General features: G+C 70.1%; 16 protein-coding genes. 4 read left to right on the forward strand and 12 right to left on the reverse strand.

The window, feature by feature from the left end; translation table 11 throughout:
* From galK to EVU97_RS12440, 5 genes are read right to left on the reverse strand one after another with little or no spacing between them, the layout of a single operon-like run.
* The gene (gene galK / locus EVU97_RS12420; protein ID WP_129666228.1) at positions 1–1,209 is read right to left on the reverse strand and encodes a galactokinase; all 1,209 of its coding nucleotides are present in this window, start codon (positions 1,207–1,209) and stop codon (positions 1–3) included.
* A complete protein-coding gene (galT, locus tag EVU97_RS12425) occupies positions 1,206–2,297 on the reverse strand; it encodes a galactose-1-phosphate uridylyltransferase (protein WP_129666230.1) in 1,092 nt (363 codons plus the stop codon). Before galT ends, galK begins: the two co-directional genes overlap by 4 nt.
* Positions 2,297–2,995 (reverse strand): dethiobiotin synthase, encoded by a 699-nt coding sequence (bioD, locus tag EVU97_RS12430; protein WP_129666232.1) that lies wholly within the window; start codon positions 2,993–2,995, stop codon positions 2,297–2,299. Before bioD ends, galT begins: the two co-directional genes overlap by 1 nt.
* The gene (locus tag EVU97_RS12435; RefSeq protein WP_240730227.1) at positions 2,992–4,140 is read right to left on the reverse strand and encodes an aminotransferase class I/II-fold pyridoxal phosphate-dependent enzyme; all 1,149 of its coding nucleotides are present in this window, start codon (positions 4,138–4,140) and stop codon (positions 2,992–2,994) included. Before EVU97_RS12435 ends, bioD begins: the two co-directional genes overlap by 4 nt.
* Entirely contained in the window at positions 4,137–5,477 is a 1,341-nt protein-coding gene (locus EVU97_RS12440) for an adenosylmethionine--8-amino-7-oxononanoate transaminase (protein WP_129666236.1), read from the reverse strand. The genes EVU97_RS12435 and EVU97_RS12440 overlap by 4 nt, the downstream gene beginning before the upstream one ends.
* 307 nt (positions 5,478–5,784) lie before the next feature.
* Here EVU97_RS12440 and EVU97_RS12445 point away from each other — a divergent pair, with 307 nt between their 5' ends.
* Complete coding sequence (locus EVU97_RS12445; protein ID WP_129666238.1) at positions 5,785–6,159, forward strand: hypothetical protein; 375 nt, start codon at positions 5,785–5,787, stop codon at positions 6,157–6,159.
* A gap of 62 nt (positions 6,160–6,221) precedes the next feature.
* Here the strand turns inward: EVU97_RS12445 and EVU97_RS12450 are convergent, their stop codons facing one another.
* The 7 genes from EVU97_RS12450 to EVU97_RS12480 all read right to left on the reverse strand — a co-directional run bounded on the left by EVU97_RS12450 (position 6,222) and on the right by EVU97_RS12480 (position 10,479).
* Positions 6,222–7,121, reverse strand: coding sequence for a type IV toxin-antitoxin system AbiEi family antitoxin domain-containing protein (locus EVU97_RS12450; RefSeq protein ID WP_129666240.1), 900 nt, complete (start codon positions 7,119–7,121; stop codon positions 6,222–6,224).
* A gap of 177 nt (positions 7,122–7,298) precedes the next feature.
* Positions 7,299–7,532, reverse strand: a complete 234-nt coding sequence (locus tag EVU97_RS12455) for a hypothetical protein (RefSeq protein ID WP_129666242.1) — start codon at positions 7,530–7,532, stop codon at positions 7,299–7,301.
* A gap of 85 nt (positions 7,533–7,617) precedes the next feature.
* Positions 7,618–8,655, reverse strand: a complete 1,038-nt coding sequence (gene bioB, locus EVU97_RS12460) for a biotin synthase BioB (RefSeq protein ID WP_129666244.1) — start codon at positions 8,653–8,655, stop codon at positions 7,618–7,620.
* A gap of 150 nt (positions 8,656–8,805) precedes the next feature.
* A complete protein-coding gene (ykgO, locus tag EVU97_RS12465; RefSeq protein WP_047310663.1) occupies positions 8,806–8,928 on the reverse strand; it encodes a type B 50S ribosomal protein L36 in 123 nt (40 codons plus the stop codon).
* Positions 8,925–9,125 (reverse strand): 50S ribosomal protein L32, encoded by a 201-nt coding sequence (rpmF, locus tag EVU97_RS12470; protein ID WP_129666246.1) that lies wholly within the window; start codon positions 9,123–9,125, stop codon positions 8,925–8,927. The genes ykgO and rpmF overlap by 4 nt, the downstream gene beginning before the upstream one ends.
* Complete coding sequence (locus EVU97_RS12475) at positions 9,125–10,231, reverse strand: GTP-binding protein (protein WP_129666248.1); 1,107 nt, start codon at positions 10,229–10,231, stop codon at positions 9,125–9,127. The genes rpmF and EVU97_RS12475 overlap by 1 nt, the downstream gene beginning before the upstream one ends.
* Positions 10,228–10,479 carry a type B 50S ribosomal protein L31 gene (locus EVU97_RS12480; RefSeq protein ID WP_129666250.1) on the reverse strand — a complete coding sequence of 84 codons (252 nt, stop codon included), beginning with the start codon at positions 10,477–10,479 and terminating at the stop codon, positions 10,228–10,230. Before EVU97_RS12480 ends, EVU97_RS12475 begins: the two co-directional genes overlap by 4 nt.
* Before the next feature lie 66 nt (positions 10,480–10,545).
* On the opposite strand from EVU97_RS12480, the gene rpmB reads away from it, so the two are divergent.
* From rpmB to rpsN, 3 genes are all read left to right on the forward strand, one after another.
* The gene (gene rpmB, locus EVU97_RS12485; RefSeq protein WP_047310659.1) at positions 10,546–10,782 is read left to right on the forward strand and encodes a 50S ribosomal protein L28; all 237 of its coding nucleotides are present in this window, start codon (positions 10,546–10,548) and stop codon (positions 10,780–10,782) included.
* The gene (gene rpmG, locus EVU97_RS12490) at positions 10,782–10,952 is read left to right on the forward strand and encodes a 50S ribosomal protein L33 (protein WP_129666252.1); all 171 of its coding nucleotides are present in this window, start codon (positions 10,782–10,784) and stop codon (positions 10,950–10,952) included. Before rpmB ends, rpmG begins: the two co-directional genes overlap by 1 nt.
* The coding region (rpsN, locus tag EVU97_RS12495; RefSeq protein ID WP_129666254.1) for a 30S ribosomal protein S14 at positions 10,952–11,223 on the forward strand (272 nt) is incomplete at its 3' end. The genes rpmG and rpsN, both read left to right, overlap by 1 nt.

Raw genomic sequence — 11,223 nt, forward strand, 5'->3', positions numbered from 1 at the left:
TCACTTCAGACGTTTGGCACCTTCACTCGCGAGAGCGACGAACGGCTCCGGCTCGGCGAAGCCACCCTTCGCGGCACGCTGCTTCGCAAGCTCCACGGCGTCGTCGACACGGCCCGAATCGATGAGGGCGATGACGCAGCCGCCGAAGCCGCCGCCCGTCATCCGTGCGCCGTACGCGCCGCCGTCCTCGAGGGCCGCGGCGAGCGTGTCGACGGCCGGGACGGTGATCTCGAAGTCGTCGCGCATGCTGGCGTGCGACGCGCTGAGCACCCGGCCGACGGCGGGAGCGCTCTCGCGCGTGACGCCGGCCCCCAGCGCCTCGTGCACGGCAAGCACCCGCGCCGAGTCGGTGATGACGTGGCGCGCGCGGCGGCGCGGAACGTCGGGCAACTCCTCGAGGCGCGCATCGACCGCACTGACGTCGCGTCCGTCGACCTCACTGCACAGGTGACCTCGCTCAATGCCGAGCAGATCAGCGGCCTCCTCGCAGGAGCGACGGCGCTCGCCGTAGGCCCCGTCGACGAGCTCGTGCGGCGCGTGGGAGTTGACGACGAGCAGGACGATCCCGGCCGAGTCGAGATCGAACGGCACCTGCTCGGTGTCGTTCGTCAGCGTGTCGAGGCGTAGTGCGGAACCGGCTTCACACAGCACCGAGGCCATCTGGTCCATCGTTCCCGTCGGCGCGCCGGCGATCTCGTTCTCCGCGAGACGCCCGAGGCGGGCGATGTCCGGACGCTCGAGGCCCCATCCGGCCAGGTCGTTCCAGGCGCTCGCGGCCGAGCAGCTCAGCGAGGCGGACGACGACAGCCCGGCACCGCGCGGCACGTCGGCCGCGAACGCGATGTCGAGGCCGGGCACGTCGAGGCCGTCACGCGCGGCCGCCCAGCCGACGCCGGCCGCGTACGAAGCCCAGCCGAGCGACGCCTCGCGCGAGATGTCGCCCAGGCGCACCTCGACGCGCTTGCCCTCGGAGACGAGCCGGACGAGGTCGTCGTCACGACGCCGCGCGACGGCGACGGTGCCGGTCGGCAGAGCGATGGGCAGGACGTAGCCGCCGTTGTAGTCCGTGTGCTCGCCGACGATGTTGACGCGCCCGGGCGCCCACCACGCGCCGTCCGGCGTGACGTCGCCGAACTCGCGCGCGAACAGCGCTTCCGCTTCGGCGAGCAGGCGGCTCTGCGAGTCGCTCGAGGTGATCTCCTGCGTCATCGCGACGTTCCCAGCTCGCGCAGGCGCTCGGCCACCGCCTCGGGCGCCACGTCGTTGCTGAACGCGCCCTGGCCGGACTCGGTACCTGCGAGGTACTTGAGCTTGTCCGCGCTGCGCCGGATCGAGAACAGCTCGACGTGCAGCCACGCGAGGCGACGGTCCGGGTGGTCACCCTTCGCAGGAGCTTGCTGCCACGCCGAGATGTAGGGCAGCGGGGCGTCGTACATCGCGTCGAAACGGCCAAGGACGTCGCGGTAGAGCTCCGCGAGGCCGTCGCGCTGCGCCTCGTCGAGGGCCGCGAGGTCGGGCGTCTGACGGCGCGGGTAGAGGTGCACCTCGACGGGCCAGCGCGCCGCGAACGGCACGAACGCCACCCACGTCGCGTTCTGTGCGACGATGCGCGACCCCTCCGCCAGCTCGCGGCTCAGAATGTCGCCGAAGAGGTTGCAGCCGGTGCGCGAGTGGTGGCGACGGGCGGCGTCGAGTTCCTTGCGCGCCCGCGGCGGAACCATGTCGTAGGCGTAGATCTGGCCGTGCGGGTGCGGCAGGGTGACGCCGATCTCGGCGCCGCGGTTCTCGAACGGGTAGACGTACTCGACGCTCTCGCGCGCGGAGAGTTCGCGCGTCCGGTCGGCCCACGTGTCGACGACGAGGCGGGCCTGCTCGAGCGACAGGTCCTTGAACGAGGCTTTGTGGTTCGAGCTGAAGCAGACCACCTCGCACGCGCCGTACGCGGGCGCCGAGGCGAACAGCGGGTCGTCGATCTCCTCTACGCCCGTGACGGCGTCCGAGAGCGCCGGGAAACGGTTGTCGAAGACAGCGACCTCGTAGTCCTCCGAGGGCACTTCGCTCGCGTAGTCCGGGCGGCTCGGACACAGCGGGCACTCGTTCGCCGGCGGCATGAAGGTGCGGTTCTGACGGTGCGCGGCGAGCACGATGTACTCGTCGGTGAGGACGTCGTAGCGCAATTGCGACATGGGCGTCGTCTCGGGCAGATCGCGCCGGTCGGGCACGGCTTCGCGGCCCTCCTCGCGGTCGTACCAGCGGATCGTGCGGCCATCGGCGAGACGGCCGTCGGTTCGGAACATCACAGGTGCACCCACTTGCTTGCGTTGTTTCGGAAGGTGTTCGGGTCGAGTTGGGCCGCACGTTCCGGCAGGCGCCCGAGCGGCTGCGCGCCGGCGGCGTTCGGCAGGTCGTCGAGGTTCGTGCGCTCGGCGAGGCCGGGCTCGTCGGGGTAGCTGCCGACGACGTAGCCGATGAGGTCGAGGCCCCGGTGGCGCAGCGCCTCGGCGGTGAGGGCCGTGACGTTGAGCGTGCCGAGACGGGGCGCGACGACGAGCACGAAGCCCGCGCGAACGCCCTTGTCGCGCAGGTGAACAGCGAGGTCGGCCAGGGTGGCGCCCCCGCCGTCGAGGTGGACGAGCAGGCCGCCCGCGCCCTCGACGATGACGGTGTCGACGTCGTCGCGGTCGGCGATCTCGAGGACGCGCTCGGCGTGCTCCGCGACGGTCGGGATGCTCGTGCCGGCGAGGCGCGCGGCGGCGTCGGGCGCGAGGGGGTCGCGCAGGCGGGTGAACTCGTGTGTCGTCACGCCCTCGGTGCCGGCCAGGCGGGCGACCTCGTCGACGTCACCCGGCTCACCCGGGGCCAGGCCCGTCTGGACAGGTTTGACGACGGCGATCCGCATGCCCTGCGCGGCAAGTGCCGCGGCGACGGCGGCCGTCGTCACCGTCTTGCCGACCTCGGTGTCGGTGCCGGTGACGAGGATGACGGGGGCGCTCATTGTGCTCCTTCGAACGTGCTGGCGACGGCGCCGAGGATACGCCTGGCGTCGTCGAGCTCCGCATCCGTGAGTCCCGCCGTGGCGGTGACGCGCAGGCGGCTGATGCCGTCCGGCGTGCTCGGCGGCCGGAAGCACCCGATACGCAGACCCTGCGCGCGGGCCGCGTCGACGGCGGCCAGTGCTTCGGCGGGTGACGGCATGGGCTTGGACAGCACGGCCCCGGCCGACGGCTCGACGCCGAGGGCGTCGGCGATGGCGGCTGCTGCAGCGAGAGTTCGACCAGGGAGCTCGGGATGCGCGACGAGATGACGAAGGGCTCCGAGCGCGGCCCCAGCGGACGCGGGCGCGAGGCCCGTGTCGAAGATGAACGGGCGTGCCGTGTTGAGCAGGTGTTCCCGCAGCGATCGCGGCCCGAGAACCGCGCCGCCCTGACTCGCAAGCGACTTCGACAGGGTGACCGTGACGACGACGCGGTCGGCGCCCTCGCCGTCGAGGAGGCCGCCAGCCCTGACGAGCCCCTCGCCGCCCTTACCCGCGACACCGAGGCCGTGCGCCTCGTCGACGACGAGCAGCGCGTCGTGCTCGACGGCGAGCGCGAGGAGCGCGGGCAGGTCGGCGGCGTCGCCGAGCACGGAGAAGATCGACTCGACGACGATGACGGCGCGCGGCTCGGTGCGTTCGGAGAGGGCGCGACGCACGGCGTCGACGTCGAGGTGCGGTGTGACGGCGACGCGAGCTTTGGCCAGGCGTATGCCGTCGATGAGGCTCGCGTGGTTGTGAGCGTCGCTGATGACGAGGGTGTCGGCGGTGCCGAGCACCGTCATGGCGGAGAGGTTCGCGTGGTACCCGGTGGAGAACACGAGCGCGGACTCGTGCCCCATGTGCGCGGCGAGCTCGGCTTCGAGCGTCGTGTGGACGGCGTGCGTTCCGGTGACGAGGCGGCTCGCGCCCGCGCCGCCGCCGGCTTCGTCGAGGGCTCGCTGCGCGCCGTCGAGCACCGCGGGGTGGCGCCGCAGGCCGAGGTAGTCGTTGCCCGCGAGATCGATGCGGACACCGTCGAGCTGGTCGGCCTCGGCCGTGCGGGTGAGGTCGCGCTCGGTGCGCCGTTTCGCGGCGGCGTCGAGGGCGTCGAGGTACTGGTTCACGGCGCCTGCTCGCTCGCCGGGGCGCATGCGTGGACCGCGGCGGTGACAGCCTCGCAGATCGTGCCCAGGTCGTCGTCGGTGCAGACGAACGGCGGCATCGTGTAGATGAGGCGGCGGAAGGGGCGGATCCATGCGCCCGCGTCGAGGGCGGCTGCCGTGGCCGCGTCGACGTCGACGTCGTGGGTCAGCTCGACGACGCCGACCGCACCCAGCGTGCGAACATCCGCGACGTGGGGGAGTTCGCGCAGGGGAGCGAGGTGAGTGTCGAGTGTGTCGGCGAATCCGGCTGCGCGGGTGAGACGTTCGGTGTCGAGGAGGTCGATGCTGGCGAGCGCGACGGCGCACGAGAGCGGGTTGCCCATGAAGGTGGGGCCGTGCATCATCGCGCCGGTGCGCTCGCTGATGGTGCGGGCGAGTTCGTCGGTGCAGAGCACGGCCGCCATCGTGAGGTAGCCGCCGGTGAGGGCCTTGCCGAGGCAGAGGATGTCGGGCGTGATGCCGATGCGGTCGGCAGCCCAGTAGGTGCCGGTGCGCCCGAAGCCGGTGGCGATCTCGTCGACGATGACGAGCGCGCCGTGCTCGCGGGCGAGGGTGGTGAGGAATCGCACGCATTCGGGGTCGTAGATGCGCATACCGCCGGCGCCCTGCAGGAGTGGCTCGACGATGACGGCCGCGATCTCGTCGGCGTGTTCCCTGTAGAGGGAAGCGGTTTCGCGCTTCCATGCCTCGAGTTCGTCAGGGTCGGCTTCAAGGCCTGCAGGTGGGAGCGGGGCGAAGAGCTGTTGCGGCAGCGTGCCGCGCCAGAGGGAGTGCATGCCGCCGTCGGGGTCGCAGACGCTCATGGGGTGCAGGGTGTCGCCATGGTAACCGCCGCGGATCGTGAGGACGGTGCGTCGCGGACGTTCGTCGGCGGCGAAGACCTGGAGGGCCATCTTGAGGGCCACCTCGACGCTGACGGAGCCGGAGTCGGCGAGGAACGCGCGCGTCAGCTTCGGTCGGTCGGCCTCTGGTGCGGGCGCGATCTCGACGAGCTTCTCACCGAGGCGGACGGCGGGTTCGTGCGTCAAGCCGCCGAACATGACGTGACTCATCCGCTGCAGCTGCGCCTCGGCGGCGGCGTTGAGCTCGGGAACGTTGTAGCCGTGGATGGCGCACCACCAAGAGCTCATGGCGTCGAGCACCTCGCGCGATGCGCCGTCGTCGTCACGCAGGGTGAGGCGCGGCCCGTGCGCGGACTCGACGAACCGCGTCGTCGCAGGGTTCGTGGCGCTCGAGTAGGGGTGCCACAGGTGGTCACGATCCGAGGCGAGCAGGCGTGCGACGTCGGGGGTGGGCATGGCCCTCATCCTCTCACCTGGGGAAGGGGTGAGGCACCTGTGGCATCGATCGACTCGACCCGACTCTGCGCGTCGGCGAGTGGAGGCGGAAGGCGGGGTCGCTCCAGTCGCGGTGGCCGCTCTTGGCGCGCAGGGTCGTCTGGATCCCGGGGATGGTGAGGCCGCGCTTCGTCGCGCGGGTCGGCGCTGGCGGTACGCCGTTGACTCCGCGGGGCACGATTGCGCCGGCAGGGTGGCAGGCTGCCCGCGGGCGCGCCGTCCGGGTTCTCAGCCTCTGGAGCCGGTGTTCCTCGCTACCCTGGGAGGCATGCTTTCGGACCTCTCGGTGGCCGCCATGGTCGGTGCTGTCGCGCTTCTCGTCATTGCCGGTGTCATGACGTGGGTGGCGCGCGGTGCCGACGACGGACGCCTCCCGTTCGGTGGCCGCGTGTCGATCCGGACGGCGACGACCCGTCGTTCGCCGGAAGCCCTTCTCGTCGGCAACCGCGCTGCTGCCCCGTTCCTGCGCCGCTACGCCGTCATCCTCGCGGTACTCGCGGCCCTCGTGCTCCTGCTGAGCTTCGTCAGCGACATCGCGGCCTTCGCCGTGCACATCCTCGCCGTGGTGGCCCTCGTCCTGGCCGTGATGGTCTGCATTCGGAAAGCGAATGCGGCAGCAGCCCCAGCCCCAACCGACGCTTAACTGGTGACGTTTCCTGCGGTTGGTGACGTTGCAACGCAGCCAAGCGCCGCAAACGTCACCAGCTAGCGGCGCTCGGCGCGCGCCATTGCCGCGTGAAGGCGCGGCACGAACCGACCGCACCGCAGGTCGTCTGCGATGACACGGACAACGAGCCACCCGAGCTCCTCGATCTGGTTGTGACGCACCCGTTCCTTCTTCAGGTCGTCCGGGCGTCGGTACTTGCCCAAACCGTCGACCTCGACGACGACCTTGTATCCCGCAACGGTGAAGTCGACCGTGGCCACCCACTCGCCCGCCCTGTCGCGGATGACGGTCTGCGGCTCAAGACGGATCCCTTCCCCGTGCGCCTGCCACGCGGTTTGCGTTTCCAAGGGCGATTCGCGACGGCCGTCGGCGAGTTCGGCGACGAGCCGGGCCTGGGCGATGCCGTGGCGCTTGCCCCAGGAAGCCAGGACACGTTCGAACCGCACGTCCTCGTGCCGGGCCGCGACATCGGCAGGCACGAGTCCGTGGAGCGCACCCTCGCGCGCTGCCAGTTCGACGATGGCCGCCTCGGGGCACTGCACGTCCACCCCGAGGTCGTCGAGTGTTCGGATGTCATGCGACCACGGGCGGTGTGCGCGCAGCCCGAGCCTGCGGGTTTGGACACGGGACGAGGCGCGCGCGATGTGAGCGTCGCGGGGAAGAACGAGGAGGGGAAGTCCGAGCGCAAGGCACGCGCTCGGTCCCACGAGGTAAGCCCCGGAGGAGGATCGGCACAGGGCGACAGCTCGGACGAGATGCTCCCGTACCCGTGACTCCGGGCTTGCCGCGTCTACGTCGAGGCTTTCGACGTAGACACCTCGGCCGATTCGCTCGAGCTTGCCCGAGCGAACGAAGGCATCGATCTGACGTGAGGTGAGACCTGCGCGCGTCAGTTGCGCCGTCGTCACGCTCCGCACGGGCGGTTGATGGGTGCTCATGGAGCCAGCATCAGGAGCCTGGGCCGGGGTGACAAGAAGCCTCGGACGGGTCCTGTGGACAGAAGCCTCGGCCGTCACTGCTGTGGACACGCTGGTTGGTGACGTTTGCTGCGCTTGGTGACGTTGCAACGCAGCCAACCGCAGCAAACGTCACCAGCTAGCCCCCGCCCCAGCGGGTCAGACTCCTGCGCCGCCGCTCAATGCGCCGTGGCGGGAGCACTCGGCCGACCAACCCGTCGGGACGACCTGCACCTTCATCCGGCGGGCGCACTGGGCGCAGAAGCGGGGCGGTTCCTCGGCGGCGAGCCAGCGCGCGCAGGCGGTGTGGTCGGCCTCGTCGGGCAGTTTGCCGCACCGGGTGCAGTACGTCGCGGTGACGTCCGCGACGCCCGTGTCGCTCGTAGCGCTCATCAGGAAGGTCTCCTCGAAGGGTGAGACGTCCGCTCCCGAACGCGAGGCGATCGGGAGCGGACGAAGAGTCGGTGCGGGGCGGCGCTCAGAGCGTGGCGTTGAGCGCCTTGATCGGCATGTTGAGGTCCGACAGGAGTGACAGGTCTTCCTTCGGGTCGCGTCCGAGCGTCGTGAGGTAGTTGCCCACGATGACGGCGTTGATGCCACCCATGAGGCCGTCGCGCGTGCCGAGGTCGCCGAGCGTCAACTCACGGCCGCCCGCGTAGCGCAGGATGGTGCGCGGCAGCGCGAGGCGGAACGCGGCGATGGTGCGCAGGGCGTCGTTCGACTCCATCGGCTCGATGTTCTCGAACGGCGTTCCCGGGCGCGGGTTGAGGAAGTTGAGCGGCACCTCGTGCGGGTCGAGCTCAGCCAGCTGCGACGCGAGTTCGGCGCGCTGCTCAAGCGTCTCGCCCATGCCGACGAGCCCACCGCAGCACAGCTCCATGCCCGACTCGCGGATCATCTGGCACGTCTGGAAACGCTCCTCGTACGAGTGCGTCGTGACGACGTCGGGGAAGTACGACTTCGCCGCTTCGAGGTTGTGGTTGTAGCGGTGCACGCCCATGTCGCGCAGGTCGTCGACCTGCTCCTGGGTGAGCATGCCGAGCGACGCCGCGACCTGGATGTCGACCTCGGCGTGGATGGCCTTCACGGCCTCACGCATCTGCGTCATGAGCTTCTCGTCGGGCCCGCGCACGGCGGCGACGATGCAGAACTCCGACGCGCCCGTCTCGCGCGTCTGCTTCGCGGCGCGCACGAGCTGCGGGATGTTGAGCCACACCGAGCGCACCGGGGAGGTGAACTGGCCCGACTGCGAGCAGAAGTGGCAGTCCTCCGGGCACCCGCCCGTCTTGAGGCTGACGATGCCCTCGACCTCGACCTCGTCACCGTTGTAGCGAAGGCGCACGTCGTGGGCCAGTTGCAGCAACTCCTCGAGTCGGTCGTCGCCGGTGCGCAGCACCTCGACGAGGTCGTCGTAGCCGAGCGGCTGCCCGTTCTCGAGCACCTGCGTCCGGGCGCGCGCCAGGATGTCGGTGCTGTCGTCGGTGTGCGTGCTGGGTGCCTCAGTCGTCGCGGTCATGCCGCCTAGGTTAACGACGATTAACCGAGACGGGCGAGTAACTCGCAGCCCGATTGCCCGGGCTCGGCCACGCAGACCTCGGCGCCGTGCGCGCTGGGCGACGCACACACCGATCACGTGCGTGCACCGCCCAGCGTCGACGTGGCCGACTCAGCCCTGACGAGCCTTGATGCGCGGGTTCTGTTTGTTGATGACGTAGGTCTTGCCGCGGCGGCGAACCACCTGCGAGCCGGGCTGGTCCTTGAGTGAGCGCAGGGACTTGCGCACCTTCATCGTCGTCCTCCTTCGTCGATGCGTGATTCTGTGGGCGGGTCGATGAGCCCTCGTTCGACGGCCCGGGCGAGACGCCGCGGAACCCGGTAGAACGTCCCGTCCACGGCGACGGGGACGAGCGCCGCGGGCACCGCCTTCCAGTTCGCTCGTCGCGAGCGGGTGTTGGCGCGTGAGACTTTTCGTTTCGGAACGGCCATCAGTGGTACTCCTTCATGTCGCCGAGCCAGGGCTCGAGTCCGTCTTCGTCGGTGCTCCACACGGCTGCGAGCGTGTCGAGTTCGGCGGGTGTGCACAGGGCCGCTTCGAAGGCTCGACGCAATTCGTCGCGAGGGTCGCCGTGCGCGAGGAGCCCGGTGACGACGAAATCCGTACGCCGCGCGGCCGGACGGCGCCAGCGCCCCGCCGTGCCGATGTTGAGCTGACCCGCTGCGCCGTCCCACACGCACAGCGTCTCCGGCCGGGTCGGCACCCAGAAGCAGCCGCGCGTCCGGAACGCGCCGCCGCCGAGTTCCGGCAGGTTCTCCTGGATGCGCTCGGGGTGTACGGCACGTTCGGAGCGAAGCCGCACGCGCCACACACCGTCCTCGCACGAGTCCCCGATCTGGGCGGGTGGCGTCTCGGCGACCCACTTCTCGATGGCTTCGACGTCGTGCACGCCGGGCAGAAGCGCTGTCGCGTCCCACTGCGACCAGTTCTCGACCACCTGCGCACCCGGGCGCGCCAGCGTGCGGACGAGCGTCGAGCATTCGGGCATGAGTTCGCCGTCGACGGCGATGACATCCGCGTACTCGAGCAGGGTCGTCGCCACCTCGGCGGTGCCGCGCACGTCACCTTCGAACGTGGGCAACTCTCGTTCGACCAGCAGCTCGGGCCCGGTGAGGTGTCGGACGGCGTCACATCCGTCGACCGCGTTCACGACGGCTGCGAGCCGTGCCCCGCCGAGCGTGTTCGGCTCATAGGAGGCGACCCGGCACAGCTGCGTCGTCTCAGCTCCGATCGGCAGTCTCGCGATGATGCTCGACCAGTGGCCGCTGCTCGCGAGGCCGGCAATCGTCGGCAGCACGTCCTCGCGGATCGCGCACGGCACGCAGGCGTGTTCGAGGTCGATCGTCGTGCGATCCAGCAGGCCGGTCACGTCGCTCACCGTGCGCACGAGGCTCGTCCCGTCAGCCCCGAACGAGTGCGTGACGACGACAGGCTTCGGCAGGTCGAACAGCAAACTCATGGCCGTGGTGTCGGCTGCGCTCTGTTCGACGCCGGTGATGATGACGGTGGGCGTTGCGCTGTTCCCCTGCCCGCTCACGCCGTGCGTCCTCGTCCGTAACGGCGGTTGAACTGTGCCACGCGCCCTTCGCTGTCGTGCACGCGCGCCTTGCCCGTCCAGAGCGGGTGCGAGTCGCTGGAGACCTCGACGTTGACGACCGGCACCGCGTCACCGTCGATGTCGATGGTCTCGCTCGGGCGCAGCGTCGCTCGCGTGACGAACACGGCGCCGGTGGTGGAGTCCCGGAACGCCACGCGCTCGTAGGCGGGGTGGATGCCCTTCTTCACGGTTGCTACCCCTCTTTCCTCGCGTTGGAAATGAAAACCGTTCTCATTTTGTATCCGAGGAGCAGCATGTCACGCAAATGCATGGTCAGCGGCGCTGTGCCGGGCTTCGGCCATTCGATCTCGCACAGCCACGTGCGCAGCAAGAGGCGGTTCGACGTCAACGTCCAGAAGAGGCGCTACTGGGTGCCTAGCCTCGGGCGCACCGTGCGCCTCACCGTCAGCCCACGCGGCATTCGCACCATCGACAAGCGCGGTATCGACGTCGTCGTCGCCGAGTTGCGGGCGAGGGGAGTGAAGCTCTGATGGCCTCCAAGAGGAGCGACGTACGCCCGAAGGTCAGCGTCCAGTCGAGCGCCGGCACCGGCTATCGCTACATCACGCAGAAGAACCGTCGAAACACCCCCGGCCGGCTCGAACTGCGCAAGTACGACCCGATCGTGCGCCGACACGTCGTGTTCAAGGAGATCCGCTGATGGCCAAGAAGTCGAAGATCGCGAAGGACGCCGAGCGGCGAAAGATCGTGGCCCGGTACGCCGACCGGCGAGCCGAACTCAAGGAGCGCATCCGCACGGGCAGCCCCGACGAGGTGGCCCTCGCCGTCCGTGAGCTCGCTGCGTTGCCACGTGACGCCAGCCCGACCCGGCTGCGCAACCGTGATGTCGTCGACGGGCGGCCGCGCGGCCACCTCGCGCGATTCGGTCTCTCGCGCGTGCGCTTTCGCGCGATGTCCCACGACGGGCAGTT

It is taken from the genome of Dermacoccus sp. 147Ba (assembly GCF_004151355.1).
GTDB lineage: Bacteria > Actinomycetota > Actinomycetes > Actinomycetales > Dermatophilaceae > Dermacoccus > Dermacoccus abyssi.